This is a genomic window from Hyalangium ruber (assembly GCF_034259325.1).
Taxonomy (GTDB): domain Bacteria; phylum Myxococcota; class Myxococcia; order Myxococcales; family Myxococcaceae; genus Hyalangium_A; species Hyalangium_A rubrum.
In genome coordinates, this window is record NZ_JAXIVS010000002.1 from 1 (window position 1) to 17,936 (window position 17,936).

Sequence of the window (17,936 nt, forward strand, 5' to 3'; positions counted from 1 at the left end):
CCCAGCTCGTTGAATACAGGAGGCGCCGGGCATGCCGTGAACGCTGTCTCATCGTCCAGTTGGCACTCGTAACTCACATTCGGCGCCTCGTTCGAGCTGAACACGAACGTGGCGCTGTCGGAGGAAATGTGCCCCACCGGCCCTGTCACGGTCGTGGTTGGCAACAGCGTGTCCACGGTCCAAGAGTGTTCAGCCGGAGAGGCATCCACGTTGTTCGCCCGGTCCTTGGCACGCACCTTCAGCACATGCAGCCCCTCGCCCAGCTCGTTGAATACAGGAGGCGCCGGGCATGCCGTGAACGCTGTCTCATCGTCCAGTTGGCACTCGTAACTCACATTCGGCGCCTCGTTCGAGCTGAACACGAACGTGGCGCTGTCGGAGGAAACGTGCCCCACCGGCCCTGTCACGGTGGTGGTTGGCAACAGCGTGTCCACGGTCCAAGAGTGTTCAGCCGGAGAGGCATCCACGTTGTTCGCCCGGTCCTTGGCGCGAACCTTCAGCACATGCAGCCCCTGGCTCAGCCCGCTGAACGAAGAAGCCGGGCAAGCCGTGAACGCTGTCTCATCGTCCAGCTGGCACTCGTAGCTCACATTCGGCGCCTCGTTCGAGCTGAACACGAACGTGGCGCTGGTCGAGGAAACGTGCCCCACAGGCCCTGTCACGGTAGTGGTCGGCGGCGTCCCATCCACAGTGAACGTCACCACGGGAGCAGGAACGCGATACCGGTTTTCGACGGCTTCGGCCAGAATGCTGTAACTGCCGTCGGCCAGGTCACTTGTAAGAGTATGGGTCCAGTCACCTCCCTGCTTCACGGTAGTTCCAGGCGATACCTGGCCTTGAGCATTTTTGACGGTAACCACGATACTGACAGCAGCTCGTTGCTCGACCGTACCTCTCACCTCTGGACGTCTCCCACTGACGAACTGGCCCTCGGCAGGCATGCTGATCGTGGGGCTCGTCGGAGGCTCAGGCTCAGGCTCATTATTGGAAGGCCCCGCAGATGAGACATGGAACCTATTGCTTTGCACCCCTTGAAACTCCGCGGCCACCCAAAGCTGCGGCAGCCCTTCAAACCCTCTATCGAGTTCGAACGCATAAGCCCCGGAAGCGTTGACCCCCACCCTGCCAAGTTCCAGGCCCTCTCTGTAAACAACCACATCGACATTCAAGGGAGCTGTTCCTTGAACGAAGAACCTCTGGCTATCTGAATCCCGCACCAGGAGCGCCTCGGCAGGAGGCGACGGCACGGAGAATCCACCGGCCAGTCGCGTGAAGGTGCCTGCGGTGCTTGGACACTGGCTCATGAAGCTGGCCTGGAATAGCACCTGCCCTCCTCCCCCCGCCCCACCCTCTCCCGCCTGCATTCCCCAGGCGGACGCAGCGCCTCCTCCCTGACCTCCCCTTGCGGAGACACCGCCGCACTCAGCTGCTCCCACTACCCGCAGGTAGATGCTCCCACCCGCGCCGCCTCCACCACCTCCTCCCAAGATGCTGGTCTCTCCAGCCTCGCCATCCGCCGTCACGGAGCCCTCCCCCTCGATACGGCTCCCGCGAATGAAGACCACCCCACCGCCAGCTCCCGCCACCAAGCTCGTGCCGCCACCTTCTCCATGGCCGATTCCGCCTCCGCCGCCCAGGGTCAAGCGGTTGATCATCGAGTGAAGAAGCCGTGCGCCTCCCAGCCCGCCGCCGTCGCTCGTTCCACCCCACGCAGCGGAGGAATCCCCTCCCCGCTGTCCTGGCTCGCCATTTCCTCCTCCACCGCCTCCCGCCATCGGGCACACGCCCCCGCCTCCACCATTGGAGGCGTTCTCCCAGCCAGCTTCCAGGGGTCCGTAGCTCAGGACGGCGATGCCCTCACCTCGCGTCCCCGCAGGTCTCATCGCCAAAGGCACGCTGGCGCAGCCCATGAAGGCGGACTGGCTTCCTCCGGCGATGCCTCCTCTGAATCCAGCTCCACTCGCGCTGATATCTCCTTCGTTTCGAATGGTGCCGCTGGCCAGGAACGCAAGCACTCCTCCCTTGCTGCCGTCCCACGAAGCAGCAACGAGGCTGTTCCCAGGGCGCACGGTCACATCGGTATACTCCGGCACCCGGATGACCTGAGTTACAGAGGCCGCATAGGGGTGGAGTAGAGGCTCCACGAGGCTCATTCCCTGGCTATCGGTGGAGTTCACCCGGGCCAACTCCCAACGGCCTACGGGATCACGACTCAAGTCGATCGGCTCCGAGGTTCCTCTCCGCGGCTCTGGCACGATGCCTGTCGTCTGCAGCACCATCACCAGATCTCCCGCCGCGAATCCCTCCGTCGACGAGACCTGCAGAACGGTGTCACCTGGAGCGATCGGCCCCGTCACCAACACATAGCGATTGACGATTGTTCGTGGTGACTTGACAGTGAGCGCTCCGTCACGTCCTGTCCCCAAGCCGAACGTATCGGGGCCGGCAAAGGCTGTGGTCGCGCCGAGCACCAGCGCCAACAACATCTTCCATCTCGTTCTCATGGACATACTCCCCTGAGGCTTGTGTTGTCCGCCCTCACTGGGACGAGACGATGGTGAATTCGATACGACGGTTGTTCTCACGGCCGATGGACGTGGCGTTGCTGTCGATGGGCCTCTCTTGACCGTAGCCCTTGGCTTGGAGTCGCTCGGGCTCGACGCCTCGCTGGAGGAGGTACTGGCGAACGGACTCCGCTCTGGCTTGTGACGTGCGCAAGTTGTCGAGCGGGTTGCCTCGATCGTCGGTGTGGGCTCCCACGACGATGAGGGTGAGTTCCGGGTGCTCGACGATCACCTTCGCCACCCAGTTCAGCACGGCGAATGAGCGCTCATCGATTCGAGCCTGGCCTGGGAAGAAGTAGACCTTGCTCGATAGCTCGACCTTCTTGCGCGTGAGCGACACGAGCGGCACTTCGTGCGCGGGACAACCGCGGTTGTCGGCAGGTCCCGGCTCCTTGGCGCAGGTGTCCGCTACGTTAGGAATGTTGTCCCGATCCTGGTCCGACTCTGGACACCCCTGACGCTCGGGAGGCCCAAACAAATCCGGGCACTGGTCTACGTCGTCCTCGACTTCATCCTTGTCACGGTCCTTGAGCGGACAACCGCGCGACAGCTCCGGGCCTGGATCAGAGGGGCAGACGTCCCGCGCATCCTCGATACCGTCCTTGTCTTGATCCGGCATCGGGCAACCCTGCCAGGCTCCCACGCCCATCTCGCTCGGGCATGCATCCAGCTTGTCCTCGATGCCATCGCCGTCGGAGTCCTTTACCGGGCAGCCCTGCCGTTCGGGGGTTCCTACCTCATCCACACAGGCATCCACCCCGTTGAGGACTTCATCACCGTCTTCATCCAGATCCGGGCACTCCTCCACCGTGTGCTCGAGTTCCGGAGCGCAGTTCACCGCTGACTCTCCCGCCAACCTCGGAGGAATCACCCTGCCGAACGCGGCCCCCACCAGGACGCGGAACAGCGGCGTTCCCGGCCCCGAACCTCCCCCCACTCCTCCCAGCGCGAATACCTCCATGGAAGGGTTCACCAGATAGCGGGGCCCGAACAGCAGTTCCGCGGAGCCCGCCTGCTTCACCAAAGGAACAACCCCGCGAACATCGAGCTCCCAACGCAGCCGCTGGCCCACCATCGCCAGCCCGAGCCCGACGTGGAGTTCGTTGCCAATCTCCTCCCGAGTGAGATCCCGATCCGTGTACGAATCGATCGAGGGGCGGACCAACACCCGCGTATCCAGCGCCAACCGGAACCAGCCAAACCTCCGCCCCGCCATCAGGCGCGGCGCATAGCGGAGCCCCTCATCCCGAGCGAACCCCGGAGCGCTGCCAATCGGCGGCCCGACTCCCAGCTCTAGCGCCATATCTCCCCAGGAGCCCCGCTGCTGGGACAGCAATCTCAATCGAGCGCTTGCAAGGGGGGTCGCCAGGCCATAGGAGGCGGGCCGCGCGATCCCTTCCCCACTCAGATCCGTGCCTTTCTGGAATGCAACCATGGGCACCTGCGCCCCCAGCTCGAGCCAGGAGAACGGAGCATACGCAGCCGCCACGTGCATCGTCGCTCGGCTACCCACAATGGCTTGCACCTGGCCTGCGCGGGAGAACACCAGTGGATCATGCTGATAGTGCCCCACCACGGAGAACCGAAAGTCTCCCGCGGGCATCAGCTCTCCCGTCCCCAGCACCAAGGAGCCCGCGGCACCAGGATTCAGATCCAACCGCTCCAATTCAAAGCCGGGAATCTTCGAGGGCTCCTGCGCCGCGGCCACGAACGAAATGAGCGTCAGCGCAATTCCACATGCGCTATTCGCAAGCCTGCTTCGCCTCATGCATCTGCCCAGCCTTCCGAGTCTGGATCCCCCGTGCCAGGCGCGATTCCTCGCGAGCGTCAGGCTGAACCGGGATGATCTGAACGATCAATGCCATCCATACGACAGACCGGAGCCGGAAAACCGTACCACTTTGGTAGCATATACGCCCCCGCTTTTCTGACGCATTGAACCTCGTCAGAAACCAGACGAACACGAATCACTCCCGTGCTTCGCATGGTTCTTCCATTTCCTGTCGTCCGGGGCGCATGGGTTCAACTCTCTTTTATTCCACGCGAGTCACACCGCATCCAGTCCGAAAAGGGACTGGGCTGCGTTGGTGGATCTCTGCCTGCTCGCTGCTCACCCTGCCAGCCTGCGCGATGAAGACCGCAGCGGCCTGCGACAAGCCGCCCCCCTTTCACGCCCACCTCGAAGCCGCGGAGCGTGTCAACCCAGACGCCCTGGGCCGCCCTCTTCCCACGGTGGTGCAGTTCCTCCAGCTCAAGGACAGCATCAAGCTGGAGCGCGCCGGCTTCCAGAAGCTCTGGGCCGAGCCCAAGTCCATCCTTGGCGAGGATCTGCTGGAGTCGGCGGAGTTCATCGTCGCTCCGGGGCAGACCCTCGAGCACTGGGTCCAGCGAGCTCCCAAGGCACGGTACGTAGTGGCCATTGGCCTCTTCCGCCAGCCCCTCGGCTACGCGTGGCGCACCGTCGCCGAGCTGCCTCCCGTGCCCGAGAACCAGTGCGCGGAGGAACCCCTTGGCAGTCGTGGCCCTCCCGACAGCAGTGACGTGCAGCTGCGCTTCAAGCTGCAGGGCTACCAGATCGATCTCTTGCGCCGTTCGAGGAGGACGCAGTGAAGGCTCCGCAGCGCATCATCTGGTCCGAGGGGATGTTCATGAGTCCCCATCACATGCAGCAGCTGGACCTGTATCACGAGTCCCTGCTGGAAACCCGTTTGGGCTCCGTGTCGCTTCACCCCTGGGGCGTGGTGTCCATGCAGTTCGACATGGAGGCCCTGCGCGCCGGGCAGGTTCACTTGCTGGAGTTCTTCGGCATCCTTCCGGACGGGCTGGCGGTGGCCTTCGATGCCGGCCAGGAGGAATCGCCCGCGGCTCGACCCGTGGAAGGGCACTTCCGGCCCACGCAACAAGTCCTCGAGCTGTACCTGGGCATTCCCAAGGAACGCAGCGATGTAGAGAGCTACGGCGCGGCAGGCAAGGTCGGCAGCAGCCCTCGCTTCTCACCTCGGAGCCGCTCCGTGGGGGACCTGCATGCCTCCACCTCCATCGTCCAGATCGCCTTCGCGCAGCGCAACATGAAGCTCCTGTTCGGCCACGAGCCCCGGGACGACTTCGAGGCGATCAAGATCGCCGAGCTCGCGCGCGACAAGTCCGGCAGCCTGGTGTTGGTCGAGGGCTACATCCCTCCGTGCCTGCGCGTCAGCGCCTCTCCGTTCATCATGACCGAGCTGCGCTCGCTGCTGCGGTTGATCGTCTCCAAGCAGCGGCAGCTCGCCTCGCGCCGGCGACACCGCGATGCCTCCTCGCTCGAGTACACCGCCTCGGACGTCACGCTGTTCCTGGAGCTGCATGCCCTCAATGGCATCGTCCCGTTCCTCTCTCATGTCATCGAGGCGGGCAATATGCGCCCTCATGACCTCTACCTGATGCTGAGCCGCTTCGCGGGGCAGCTCTGCACCTTCTCCGCGGACGCTGACCCGGCGCTACTGCCGCCCTTCCAGTTCACCAACCTGCGGGCCACCTTCGAGGAGATGTTCCGGCGCCTGATCGAGCTGATGCATTCCGTCGCGCTGGAGCAGTGCCTCACCGTGCCGATGGAACGGGGGCAGGACGGGCTCTACCGCGCGAAGCTGGAGGACGAGCGCTTCGAGCGCTGCGGCCAGTTCCTCCTCATGGTGCGAAGCGAGCTCCCCGAACAACTCGTCGCCGATCAGCTCCCCAAGCTTTCGAAGCTTGGGAGTGGCTCGGAGATCCAGGGCCTTGTCCAGGCCGCCGCGCCAGGAGTGCCGCTGCAGGTCACCTACCGGCCGCCGCCCGAGGTGCCCGTGCGCCCTGGCGCTTCCTACTTCTCGCTCTCGGTCCAGGACGGCGGCTGGCGAACGGTGATGCGCGAGCGCTCCGTCGCGCTCTTCCTGCCCCACATCTTCAACTCCCAACACACCTCCATCGAGCTGCTCGCCGTGCCCACGGTTGGCCGCTGACCCCCTCTCTCGCAACGCCCCCTCAAGAGCCCATGGACCGAGTCAACGAGGCCACCAAGGACTGCTTCGATGCAGTCATCCAACTCCGCCAGGCGGAAGCGTCCTCCATTCCTCCCCCCGAGGTGCTGAACCACCGCCTCCGGGGAGTCATTGATGAGGTGCTCCGGAGAGCCGCCGTCCTCGGCTTCAGCCACCAGGATGCGCAGGACATCGGCTACGCCCTCGTCTCGCTCCTGGATGAGCTGGTGCTCAGCAAGCCCGAGCACTACCGGCAGTTCTGGATGAGCAACCTGTTGCAGCTCCACTACTTCAACGAGACCGCAGCCGGCGACAGCTTCTTCAACCGCCTCAGCACGGTTCGCAAGGATCCACACCGCGCCGAGGTGCTCCGCGTCTACTACCTCTGCATGCTGTTCGGCTTCCAAGGCCGCTATCGGATCCGTGGCGGCGAGCTGGAGCTGATGACCCTCGTCGATGCCGTCCAGAAGGACCTGGAGCGCGCCCAGCCCTTTGATTTCGACATGCTCGCGCCGCATGGCGAGCGGCCCTCGGAGAACCTCGCGCTGGCAAAGCGCCGCCTGTCACTCACCTCCGCCGCACTGGCGGCGGTCGTCCTAGCGCTCCTCTTCTACGGAGGCCTCGTCCTCGGCCTCGATCGCACCACCTCCACCATGGTCCACGACATCGAACTCCACCTGGCCACCATCACGAAGGAGGGACCGTGATGCTGCTCTATGTCCTTGCAGCACTGATGATTGGGTTGATCTGGGCTGGCACCTTCAAGTTCCAGCTCCCCCTGTCGATGGGACTGGCAGCCACAGGGGTCATGGTGCTCCTGACCGTGCTGGTGACACTCATCCGCAGGCGACGGGCCAAAGCCAAGAAGAAGCCAGAGCCGTCCGCGGAGAAGCCTCCTGCCTCGGAACCATCCAAGGCCCTCAGGCCCGCCCTGCTCCCGGAGGTCCAGGCCATGCAGGCCGAGTTCTCCCGAGCCGTTTCCGCGCTCAAGTCCTCCAAGCTGTCTCGCGGAGGACGGGATGCCGTCGGAGCGCTGCCCTGGTACCTCGTTATTGGCCCGCCGGACTCAGGCAAGAGCACCGCCCTTCGTAACTCCGGGCTGAAGTTCCCCTACCTGTCCAACCGCGGCGGAGCCGGCCGGAGCGTGGGGGGAACACGCCACTGCGACTGGTGGCTGAGCAACGAGGCTGTCTTCCTGGATGCCGCGGGCCGCTACATCTCGAGCGACGAGGATCGGGAGGAGTGGCTCGCCTTCCTGGATACCCTGAGCAAGCACCGACCCCAACGGCCCCTCAACGGTCTGGTCGTCGCGGTGAGCGTGTCGGAGTTGATGGGAGTCGATCCCCAAGCGGCCGGCGAGCTGGGGCAGCGCCTTCGTGAGCGCATCGATGAGATGACGGCTCGCCTGCGTGTCGTGGTGCCCATCTATGTGATGGTCACCAAGTGTGACCTGCTCCACGGATTCGTGGAGATGTTCTCCGACCTGCCCCGATCCGAGCGCGGGCAGATCTGGGGCTTCACCGTGCCACTGACCGCACAGCCCGAGGCGCCCACAGAGCTGCTGCTCAAGCGCTTCGATGAGATGACGTCCATCCTAGAGCAACGCTCCACCCGCCGGCTTGGCCAGGAGCGCCGGCTCGAGACGCGCGAGCGCATCTACCAGTTCCCCCAGCGCTTCGATGGAATCCGCAAGAACCTCGCCGAGTTCATCCAGCCGCTGTTCCTGGAGAACGTCTTCCAGGACACGCCCGTGATGCGTGGCGTCTACTTCACCAGCGGCACCCAGGAGCTGCGATCCTCGGAGCGTCCGACACTCTCCTCTGCTGAGTCGCTCCTTAGCCAGGCACGCCCCTCCCCTGCCGAGACCGCAGCCGAGGGCCGGAGCTTCTTTATCTGGGACGTGCTCACCAAGATCATGTTCCAGGACCAGAAGCTCGCTGTCCGCTCCTCCATGGAGGAGATCCGCCAGCGGAAGCGGCGCTATGTCCTGGTGGGAGCCTGCATGGCCATCACGGCCTCGCTGCTGGTGCTCCCCACCGTGTCCTTCTTCAAGAACCGGGAACTGCTCCGCCAGGTGCGCGACACCATCGTCTCGGTGAAGCTGGATGCCAATGATGACATCAGCCGCATCCAGGAGCTGGAGCCGCTGCAACAGCACCTCGCGACGCTCCACTGGCACCGGGTGGATGGCGTCCCGTTGTGGCTGCGCATGGGCCTCTACAAGGGGGATCGGCTCTTCCCGCTGGCTCAGACGTTCTACAACGGTCAGCTCAAGGGCATTCTCCTCGGTCGCCAGCACGAGCGCATCAAGCAGAACCTGGAGCTGTTCTCCCAGCACCAGGACCGACCGGACTGGAAGCCCAGCAACGAGTCCTACGGCAAGCATTTCGAAAATCTGAAGATGTACCTGCTCGTCACCCATCCACGCTCCCCGCGGGAACCTGCCCTCGACGAACTTCACCAGGCCTGGCTCGTCAAGCAGATGGTCAAGCATTGGGAGGACATCCGAGGGCAGGGCAATGATGCACATCTCGAGCAGCTCATCACCCGCCACGCGCAGACCTATATCGCCATGCTTGCAGCGGAGCCCGAGCAGCTCGCCTTTCCTCGGGATGAGCGGGTGGCGATCTCCGCACGCCGTGCCCTCAACAGGGTTCCGCTCGCCACCCTGGAACTCGAGCGCATCGTCGAACAGGCCAATCGCGACTACGCAGACAAGACGCTGAGCGACATCGTCGGCGCGGTCCCCGCGATGAGGGCGACCAAGAAGGTGCGCGGGGCCTACACGGAGCCGGCTTGGACCGGATGGATCCGAGCTCGCATGGACTCAGCCTTTCAAGGCTCCGAGTCCTGGGTCCTCAACCGTGATTCCCAGGAGAACGAAGAGAGCAACCGCGCCGAGCTGCGTACTCAATATTACCGACAGTACATCCAGGAATGGACGGACTTCCTCCACTCCATTCGGGTCGAAGAGCCCGTTGACATGGATCAGACCGAGCGTCTGCTCGAGAGCCTTGTCCGAGGCAAGCCGACCCCTCTGGGCAAACTCTTCCGCGCGCTGGGACACAATGTCAATTTCGAGGAGAGCAAGCCCAAGAACGAAGGGACACTGTCCAATCTGATCTCTCGCGCCTTGGACAAGGGCACAGCAGCGCCTCAACCCAGCAAGCTCATCGACCGCGCGTCCGCAACAGGCGAGCTCGAGCTGACACCTCAAGATGTAAGGCGACACTTTGCCCCTCTCCTCCTCTTCAGCACGCAGAAGTTCCCCACCCCTGATGGAGACGAGGAGCTGACGCAGCTCGACTCCTATCAGGACCAGCTCATGCTGGTGCTGAACACCTTGCTGGAGGTCCGCGACAAGCCCAATGAGGCGGGCCTGCTCATCGAGAAGATCGCCTCCAGCAGAAAGAACGTCGAACTCCTGATCAAGAGCCAGGAGGGTGGACAGGCGCTCTTCGAGCAACTTCTCCTGCCTCCCCTCAAGCAGGTGCGCACGGTCATCTTCCGGGATGTGTCGGCCAAGAAGAGCCAGCAGTGGTGCGACGACGTGTTCAGCCCTTTCATGACGCTGATGGCCAACCGCTATCCGTTCGACAAGAGCTCGTTGCTGGACACGCCGCTTCCGGAACTTTCACAGTTTCTCCATCCTTCGAATGGTGTCGTGAAGAAGTTCATCCAGGCGCAGCTCTCCGAGGAGGTCATCCCCAATGGGAGGCGCTGGCAGTTCAGCGCGCCCTCGCTCAGCGGTATGTACAAGGAAGAGCTGCTCACCTACCTGGAGCGCGTCAATGCCCTGGCCACGACGCTCTTCCCGGGCGATACGCAGGACCCACTCGTGCGCTTCACCGTGCGCCTGAGGCCGGGAGCGTCGGAAGACTCCGGCCCCTCGGACATCGCCTCCATCACCCTGACCGTGGATGGGTCCGAGGAGCTCTACCGGAACGGGCCGGATGACCGCTGGCGGCCTCTGAGCTGGCCAGGTCCCGCAGGCAAGCTCGGTGCTCACCTGCGCGTCGTCAGCACCTCCGGGAACATCGCCGACCTTGATGCTCCTGGTGAGTGGGGCCTCTTCCGGTTGCTGGAGCGTGCCAAGAAGATCGAGCCCAGTGCGGATGGGCGCTTCTTCACGGCGACCTGGGAGATCCCCGACCTGAATAACGCGCAGATCGCCATCGACATCCGTCCCGAGCGCCTCGCCAACCCCTTCTTCGGCACTTCAGGCAACAACACCTCGAGGCTGTTCCAGATCTTCCGCGACCCGCAGTTGAAACCGCCCGCGGGGATTGCCCAGGTCGCCAAGGACTGCTCCCCCGCCGTCCTCTCCGCGAAAGCCCAGCCCTAAAGGCTTTCTCTCAGAGCCCGAAGTCTCAGAACAGGCACGTCCGCCGCGCCTGACAGGACACGTGTCTGCCTTTTCCAACCGCTGTCGTTCGCAGTGCCCACCGCAACACCCACAAAGGACCGGTCGCAGATGAGCAAGGAAAGTTCTGTTGCACCCAAGGAGCGCGTCAACATCGTCTACCAATCCGCCACGGGCAACGCTCAGGAGCAGGTCGAACTCCCCCTGAAGCTCCTCATGCTCGGGGACTTCACGGGCCAGAAGGATGAGCGGCCGGTCGAGGATCGCGCCCCCATCAACGTCGACAAGGACAACTTCAACGACGTGATGGCCCAGCAGAACCTGCAGGTGACGCTGTCCGTGTCCGACAAGCTCTCCCAGGAGCAGGGCAGCTCGCTGCCCGTGACGCTGCAGTTCCGCAGCCTCGCCGACTTCACCCCCGAGAACATCGTCAACCAGGTGCCGGAGCTCGACACGCTGCTGAAGCTGCGCGGCGCCCTCAACGCCCTCAAGGGCCCCCTGGGCAACATCCCCGCCTTCCGCCGCCGGCTCCAGGACCTGCTCAACAGCGCCGACAGCCGCGAGAAGTTGATGAAGGAGCTGGGCATGAAGCCCGACGAGGTCGCCGCCCCGAAGCAGTAACCCTCCGAGGAGTCCACCCACCATGAACACCGACACGAACCTGCTGAAGAACGATTCCGCGGCGAAGGTCGAGGCCGATGCCTCGCTGCTCGACACCATCCTGGCCGAGGCCAAGCTCAAGCCTCGCGATGAGGGCTATGACGTCGCTCGGCGCGGCGTGCAGGCCTTCATCACCGAGATGCTGGCGCCCAACCGCGCCCAGGAGCGCATCGACCAGGCGCTCGTGGATGCGATGATCTCCGAGCTCGACCGGCGCATGAGCGACCAGGTCAACGAGATCCTCCACCACCCCACCTTCCAGTCCATGGAGTCGCGCTGGCGCGGCCTGAAGTTCCTCATCGACAAGGTGGACTTCCGCGAGAACATCCGCGTGGAGATGCTCAACGTCTCCAAGGAGGACCTGCTCAAGGACTTCGAGGACGCGCCGGAGACGGTCAAGTCGGGCCTCTACAAGGTCATCTACTCCAACGAGTACGGCGTCTTCGGCGGCAAGCCCTACGGGATGATCTGCGGCGACTACGACTTCGGCCCCGGCCCCCAGGACATGGAGCTGCTGACCAAGTGCGCCGCGGTGGCCTCCATGGCCCACGCGCCCTTCATCTCCAACGCCGGCCCTGAGTTCTTCGGAGAGAAGAGCTTCCTCAACCTGCCGAACCTCAAGGACCTCAAGTCGCTGTTCGAGGGGCCGCAGTACGCCCGCTGGCAGTCGTTCCGCGACAGCGAGGACGCACGCTACGTGGGCCTGTGCGTGCCGCGCTTCCTGCTGCGCCTGCCGTACGGCGAGGGGACCGTGCCGGTGAAGGCTTTCAACTTCACCGAGGAGGTGGTCGGCCACCACGACCGCTATCTGTGGGGCTACGCCTCCACGGCCCTGGCTACCCGCGTGGCCTCCTCGTTCGCCAAGTTCCGCTGGAGTCCCAACATCATCGGTCCCCAGTCCGGCGGCGCGGTGGAGAACATGCCCCTGCACCAGTACGAAGCCATGGGCGAGATCCAGACCAAGACCCCCACGGAGATCCTCCTCACCGAGCGGCGCGAGTACGAGCTGAGCGAGGAGGGCTTCATCGGTCTGGTGTTCCGCAAGTCCGCCGACAACGCGGCCTTCTTCTCGGCCAACTCCACGCAGCGCCCCAAGCTCTTCGGCAACACCCCCGAGGGCAAGGCGGCCGAGGTCAACTACCGGCTGGGCACCCAGCTGCCGTACATGTTCATCACCACCCGGCTGGCGCACTACATCAAGGTGCTGCAGCGCGAGCAGATCGGCAGCTGGAAGGAGCGTTCGGACCTCGAGCGCGAGCTGAACAACTGGCTGAGCCAGTACGTGGCCGACATGGATGATCCGGCTCCCGCCGTGCGCTCGCGCCGGCCGCTGCGCAAGGCGCGTGTCTCGGTCGAGGACGTGGAAGGCCAGCCCGGCTGGTACCGGTGCAGCATCCAGGTCCGCCCCCACTTCAAGTACATGGGTGCCTCCTTCACCCTGTCGCTCGTCGGCAAGCTCGACAAGCAGTGAGCCTCGCTCCGCAAGGAGCGGGAGAGGACTGGCCGTCGCAGGCACCGGGCGGCCGGTGAAGTCCTCCTCAACCCCGGCCCCGGCAACGGAGCCGGTTCACCCCAACACCCCGCAGTCCCCACGAGGCAGACATGGCCGAGACAGTACACCTCTATCTGAAGGCGAATGGCACGGAGATCAAGGGCGATAGCACCCAGGTGAGCCTGGGTCGCGAAGGCTCCATCGAGTGCGTCTACTACGAGCAGGGCGTCATCACCGCGCGCGAGCGGGGCTCGGGCCTGGCGACGGGCCGGCGCCAGTACGAGCCGCTGCTCATCCGCAAGCGCATCGACAAGTCCACGCCGCTGCTGATGAAGGCGCTCACCGAGAACCAGGTCATCGACGCCACCTTCAAGTTCTTCCGCCCCAACCCCACCGGCGATGGGACGACCGAGCAGTTCTACACCGTCAACATCAAGCAGGGCCGCATCAACAGCATCAAGCAGCTCGTGCCCAACACCATCGTCCCGGCCTCCGCCTTCGAGCCGCCGCTCGAGGAGGTCGCCATCGTGTTCCACACCATCGACTGGACCTACACCAACGGTGGCGTGCAGCACGCGGACAGCTGGTCCGAGCAGAAGTAACAGCTCGCATTCAGGGGGGCGCCCGATCCGGCAAAGGGCGCCCCCCTGGAGGTTCATTCATCATGGCGAACCGCGGCCTCTTCTCACGGCTCCAAAGTGGCGATGTGCATGCCTCACGCCGGGTTGATCCCGTCGAGGAGGTCACCCAGCACCTGCGCGTGCTGTTCAACACCCGGAAGGGAGAGTCCGCGGCCGCGCCCGACTTTGGGATCATGGACTTCAACGACATCATCCACACCTTTCCCGCCGCGATCGATCGCATGCAGCAGTCGCTGCGGCATGCCATCCAGGACTACGAGCCACGCCTGAAGAACGTCGCCGTCGTCCACGTTCCCGACGAAACGGACCCCACCAGCCTGCGCTTCGAGATCTCCGCGAACTTGTTGGCGCGCGGCACGCGGCGCCCCATCCGCTTCCACACCCGGTTGGGCAGAAACAACCAGGTCGAGCTGTGGTGAGCCGGCCAGCCAAGGACATTTCATGTTCAGCAAGTACTTCTTGAGCGAACTGGCCTACCTCCGCGAGATGGGCAGGGCATTCGGCCTGGCCAACCCCGGCGTCGCGGGCATGCTGGTGGAGCGCGGCGCGGACCCCGACGTCGAGCGGTTGCTCGAGGGCTTCGCCTTCCTGACGGCGCGCATCCGTGAGCGGGTGGATGACGACGTCCCGGAGATGATTCACGTCCTGACCGAGCTGCTGCTGCCGCACTACCTGCGGCCAGTCCCCGCCAGCACCGTCATCGAGTTCACTCCTCAGGTCCGCGCGCTGCGCGGCCGTTCCACCATCCCCGCGGGGGTGGAGATCGCCGCGCGCCCGCTGGATGGCACCTCGTGTGTCTTCCGCACCACCTCGGACGTGGAGCTGCTGCCGCTCACCCTGGATGAGGCCCTGCTCGACAAGTCCTCCGCCACCGCGCCCGTGCTGCGGCTCTTCTTCCAGGCTCACGAGCAGATCTACTCGGAGATCTTCCGGCCCGCGGGCCTGCGGCTGTTCATCCATGCCGAGATGGCCACCAGCGCCCTCATGCTCTTGTGGCTGCTGCGCTACTGCCGCGGCGTCGAGGTCCGCAACGAGAATGGCCGGTCCGTGCAGCTTCCGGCCAGCGCCGTCCATTCCCTCGGGTTCGACCGCAACTTCCGGCTCCTGCCCTGGCCCCGCGCCTCCGAGGGGTACCGTCAGCTCCAGGAGTACTTCACCCTGCCCGAGAAGTTCTTCTTCTTCGAGGTGCGAGGGCTGGATGCAGCCAAGGCCATCGCGGAGAGCCGCTTCGAGCTGGCCTTCCACTTCGAGCGCCCCCCCCCGTTGGAGGCCCGCGTCGGCCAGGAGATGTTCCGCCTCCACTGCGCGCCGGCCATCAACCTGTTCTCCACGCCTGCTCACCCGCTCCGCCACTCCGTGATGTCCCAGGACCACATCCTTCGCGCCGATGGCATCGATGCAAGGCACATGGAGGTCTTCTCGGTGGACTCGGTGACGGGCCTTCGCATGGGGGTGAACGAGCGGCGCACCTACCGTCCCTTCTTCGAGTTCGCTCACGCAGCGGGCGACACCGCCGAGCCCACCTTCTATCGCCTGCGACGGGCAGCCTCGCCCATCGACGACGGCATCGACACGCACCTCTCCCTGGAGACGCCCCGGGATGTGACGCCTTCGATCGCCGACGAGACGCTCTCCATCCAGCTCACATGCACCAACCGCTCATTGCCAACGCGGCTGCAGGTGGGTGATGTCCACCTGCCCACCGTCACCTCTCCCACCAACGCCCGCTTCCGGAACATCTCTCCGGTGAGCCGGCCCGCTCGTGCGCCCCTGGGGACCGAGCTGCATTGGCGGCTGCTCTCGCACCTGGCCATCAACCAGCAGTCGCTGGGCGGGGGAGAAGTGCTGCGACGCCTCTTGGAGCTCTACAACTTCAAGGCGCTCACGGATGACCTGGCCGCACGCGCTACCCGGCTGCGCATCAACTCCATCCGCTCCGTGGAGGTGCAGGCAGGGATCCGCTTTCTCGATGGGACTCCGCTGCGTGGCAACCGCATCACCGTGGCGCTCGACGAGACGAACTTCCTGGGCGGCGGCGACGCGTTCCTCTTCGGCTGCATCCTCGATGAGTTGTTCGCTTCGAACGTGACCCTCAATTCCTTCAACGAGCTGGGCATTCGCCTCCAGCCCTCTCAGATGGAGTACTCGTGGCTGCCGCGGAACGGTTCCCAGTTGACCTTGTAGAAGTGACGAAGGTCATCCGCTCCGCCTCCCAGCGGCCTGGGTTCTTCCCACTCGTGGCCTTCCTCGAACGGCTCACGGCGGATGCGGTGCGCGTGGGTGAGCTGGGGCCCGTGAGCGAGGAGCGGATCCGCTTCCGGCATGACCCCGATATGGGCTTCTCCTCGAGCGATGTCAGCTCGCTCATGCTTCGAGAGGTGGCCTTCCGCCCCGACGATCCTGATGCCCGGCGACCGCTGTTCGAGGTCACCACCACCTTCCTGGGACTCACCGGCTCGGCGTCTCCACTGCCGCTCTACATGGCGGAGGAGGTGGCTCAGGAAGATCCGTACAACGCGCCCCTGCGCGAGTTCCTGGACTTGTTCCACCACCGCCTCCTGTCGCTGCTGTACCGCATCGACTGCCGCTACCGCGTCACGCGAGAGCTGACGTCGACCTGCACCGATCAGTGGTCTCGGCGAATCCTCGCCCTCGCGGGCTTCGATACCTACGAGCGGGCATGGCCGGGCATCCTGCCTCCCTGGCGCCTGCTGCGCATCGCGCCCCTGTTGATCAGCCGCGTCCGCACAGCCGAGCGGCTGGAGATGGCATTGCAGGATGTGCTGGCAGAGGAGTTGGGGGGAGCGCGCGTCAACGTCAGGCAGTTCGTGGGCCGATGGGTGGATATCGATGCCCGCACACAACTGGGGCGCGCCCACCACCAACTGGGCCGCAACATGCTGCTGGGCAGCAGGGCTTTCGATCGGATGGGGCGGTTCCAGGTTGAGATCGGTCCCCTCGCACCCCAGGCCTACCGGCGCCTCATGGCGGACGGGGACTTGTACCCACTGGCCCGTGAGGTCGTCTCCCTCTTCGCCCGGGATCCGCTCGAGTACACGTTCGAGCTGTTCCTCTCCGAGAGTGTCACCCACACCTTCAAGCTCTCCAGTGGTTGGCCGTCTCAACTCGGGAGGGACACGTGGCTCGGCACGAATCGCCAGAACCGTCTGACCATCCAGGGAGCCGCATGAGTCCACGCTCTCGTTTCTTTCCCGTCGAGGATCCCATGAGTCGCTTGTCACTTCCCGCCCTCGCGGGCCTTTGCCTCCTGCTCGTCGCCTGCGCTACCTCCCCCCAGCCCTCCCCACTCTGCACCGCGGAGGCAACCATGGACGCCCGTGTCGTCCCCACTCCGGAGGACTGGTTCGCCTTGCTGCTGCACGGCTTCGATCGTGAGCAGGGCCTGGCACCACGCCCCTCCCTGGACTGCTCGGGCTCGCCCGTGGTGTGGCAGGAGCCGCAGGGCGAGGAGTGCCGTGAGGCCGGCCCCGAGCCCAAGCCCCTTCCCCCGGAGAAGTTGACCGAGGAAGACCTGGTGCTGGAGACGGTGCGCGCGGACACACGGCTCGTCTGGGTGGTCGCGCGGCGCTTCGACAATGGAGAAGGGCTGGGACCTGTCGGGCTCGTGGAACGGACCCCGCAGGGCTTCGTCGTCCGGGCGTTGGGGAGCCTGCGGGCCTACCCCCGCCAGTCCCGACTTCGCCTGGAGCAGGCCGGGAGCACCACGGTTCTCGTGGCCGAGGGAGAGGTCTGCACGGACGAAGCCCCCGCTGTCTGCCGGCGGATGGCGCGTGTCCTTCCCCTTCGGCAGGGACGTTTCTTCTCGGAGGCAGTGGTGAGTAGCGAAGGGGCCTGCCTGGGCCCGGCGTGGTTCCCGCTGAGCCGAGAGCAGGTCCTGCTGCTTCCAGGCGGACTGCAGCGCAAGGTCGAGTTCACCTCGACGCTGGCTGTGAAACCAGAGGGCATCGTGCTCGACGAGCAGGTGGTGATGCACGAGCTGGATCCCAATCAGGCCTCCATGCCTCCCCTGCTGTATCGCCGAGCGCAGGCCCAGCGTGTCCTCGCGGTCAAGGACGCCCGGCTGGTGGGGACGAGCCCCTCACTGTGGGTCAGGTTGATGGAGCCGGAGCTGCTAGCAGGCGCCAAGGTGCTGGCACCTCCCCAAACCCACACCGTGGAGCTGGCCCCCCAAGCGCCGAAAACCGCCCAGGACACGCCATAGCC

General features: G+C 64.9%; 13 protein-coding genes and 1 pseudogene. 11 read left to right on the forward strand and 3 right to left on the reverse strand.

Features of this window, described 5'->3' with window-relative positions; genetic code table 11:
• From SYV04_RS05115 to SYV04_RS05120, 3 genes and pseudogenes are all read right to left on the reverse strand, one after another.
• Positions 1–1,169: Ig-like domain-containing protein (locus SYV04_RS05115; protein ID WP_321544478.1), on the reverse strand; the 1,169-nt coding region annotated here is incomplete at its 3' end.
• A 123-nt stretch (positions 1,170–1,292) separates the two neighbouring features.
• A pseudogene (agmC, locus tag SYV04_RS43695) lies at positions 1,293–2,510 on the reverse strand (adventurous gliding motility protein AgmC); the annotation flags it as partial.
• A gap of 28 nt (positions 2,511–2,538) precedes the next feature.
• The gene (locus tag SYV04_RS05120; protein ID WP_321544479.1) at positions 2,539–3,867 is read right to left on the reverse strand and encodes an OmpA family protein; all 1,329 of its coding nucleotides are present in this window, start codon (positions 3,865–3,867) and stop codon (positions 2,539–2,541) included.
• Between the two features lie 713 nt (positions 3,868–4,580).
• Between SYV04_RS05120 and tssJ the strand changes: the two genes are divergently transcribed.
• From tssJ to SYV04_RS05175, 11 genes are all read left to right on the forward strand, one after another.
• On the forward strand, positions 4,581–5,174 hold the full coding sequence (gene tssJ / locus SYV04_RS05125; protein ID WP_321544480.1) for a type VI secretion system lipoprotein TssJ: 594 nt from the start codon (positions 4,581–4,583) through the stop codon (positions 5,172–5,174).
• Positions 5,171–6,538: a type VI secretion system baseplate subunit TssK gene (gene tssK, locus SYV04_RS05130; protein ID WP_321544481.1), complete on the forward strand. Its 1,368-nt coding sequence runs from the start codon at positions 5,171–5,173 to the stop codon at positions 6,536–6,538. The genes tssJ and tssK overlap by 4 nt, the downstream gene beginning before the upstream one ends.
• A gap of 32 nt (positions 6,539–6,570) precedes the next feature.
• Positions 6,571–7,263, forward strand: coding sequence for a DotU family type IV/VI secretion system protein (locus SYV04_RS05135; RefSeq protein ID WP_321544482.1), 693 nt, complete (start codon positions 6,571–6,573; stop codon positions 7,261–7,263).
• Positions 7,263–10,901, forward strand: a complete 3,639-nt coding sequence (gene tssM, locus SYV04_RS05140) for a type VI secretion system membrane subunit TssM (protein ID WP_321544483.1) — start codon at positions 7,263–7,265, stop codon at positions 10,899–10,901. Before SYV04_RS05135 ends, tssM begins: the two co-directional genes overlap by 1 nt.
• A 129-nt stretch (positions 10,902–11,030) precedes the next feature.
• Positions 11,031–11,540, forward strand: a complete 510-nt coding sequence (tssB, locus tag SYV04_RS05145; protein WP_321544484.1) for a type VI secretion system contractile sheath small subunit — start codon at positions 11,031–11,033, stop codon at positions 11,538–11,540.
• Positions 11,541–11,562: 22 nt separating this feature from the next.
• Positions 11,563–13,050 (forward strand): type VI secretion system contractile sheath large subunit, encoded by a 1,488-nt coding sequence (gene tssC, locus SYV04_RS05150; protein ID WP_321544485.1) that lies wholly within the window; start codon positions 11,563–11,565, stop codon positions 13,048–13,050.
• Between the two features lie 131 nt (positions 13,051–13,181).
• Positions 13,182–13,673, forward strand: coding sequence for a type VI secretion system tube protein TssD (tssD, locus tag SYV04_RS05155; protein WP_321544486.1), 492 nt, complete (start codon positions 13,182–13,184; stop codon positions 13,671–13,673).
• Between the two features lie 62 nt (positions 13,674–13,735).
• Positions 13,736–14,131 carry a type VI secretion system baseplate subunit TssE gene (gene tssE / locus SYV04_RS05160; protein ID WP_321544487.1) on the forward strand — a complete coding sequence of 132 codons (396 nt, stop codon included), beginning with the start codon at positions 13,736–13,738 and terminating at the stop codon, positions 14,129–14,131.
• Between the two features lie 22 nt (positions 14,132–14,153).
• Entirely contained in the window at positions 14,154–15,896 is a 1,743-nt protein-coding gene (gene tssF, locus SYV04_RS05165; RefSeq protein ID WP_321544488.1) for a type VI secretion system baseplate subunit TssF, read from the forward strand.
• Between the two features lie 2 nt (positions 15,897–15,898).
• The gene (gene tssG, locus SYV04_RS05170) at positions 15,899–16,903 is read left to right on the forward strand and encodes a type VI secretion system baseplate subunit TssG (RefSeq protein WP_321544489.1); all 1,005 of its coding nucleotides are present in this window, start codon (positions 15,899–15,901) and stop codon (positions 16,901–16,903) included.
• Between the two features lie 137 nt (positions 16,904–17,040).
• Positions 17,041–17,934, forward strand: coding sequence for a hypothetical protein (locus SYV04_RS05175; protein ID WP_321544490.1), 894 nt, complete (start codon positions 17,041–17,043; stop codon positions 17,932–17,934).
• Positions 17,935–17,936 lie beyond the last annotated feature (2 nt).

Excerpts from the sequence above, each read along its gene's own strand:
- SYV04_RS05120 (WP_321544479.1), bottom strand. The coding sequence starts at position 3,867 with ATGGCGCTAGAGCTGGGAGTCGGGCCGCCGATTGGCAGCGCTCCGGGG.
- tssJ (WP_321544480.1), top strand. The coding sequence starts at position 4,581 with ATGGGTTCAACTCTCTTTTATTCCACGCGAGTCACACCGCATCCAGTC.
- SYV04_RS05135 (WP_321544482.1), top strand. The coding sequence starts at position 6,571 with ATGGACCGAGTCAACGAGGCCACCAAGGACTGCTTCGATGCAGTCATC.
- tssM (WP_321544483.1), top strand. The coding sequence starts at position 7,263 with ATGCTGCTCTATGTCCTTGCAGCACTGATGATTGGGTTGATCTGGGCT.
- tssB (WP_321544484.1), top strand. The coding sequence starts at position 11,031 with ATGAGCAAGGAAAGTTCTGTTGCACCCAAGGAGCGCGTCAACATCGTC.
- tssC (WP_321544485.1), top strand. The coding sequence starts at position 11,563 with ATGAACACCGACACGAACCTGCTGAAGAACGATTCCGCGGCGAAGGTC.
- tssD (WP_321544486.1), top strand. The coding sequence starts at position 13,182 with ATGGCCGAGACAGTACACCTCTATCTGAAGGCGAATGGCACGGAGATC.
- tssE (WP_321544487.1), top strand. The coding sequence starts at position 13,736 with ATGGCGAACCGCGGCCTCTTCTCACGGCTCCAAAGTGGCGATGTGCAT.
- tssF (WP_321544488.1), top strand. The coding sequence starts at position 14,154 with ATGTTCAGCAAGTACTTCTTGAGCGAACTGGCCTACCTCCGCGAGATG.
- SYV04_RS05175 (WP_321544490.1), top strand. The coding sequence starts at position 17,041 with ATGGACGCCCGTGTCGTCCCCACTCCGGAGGACTGGTTCGCCTTGCTG.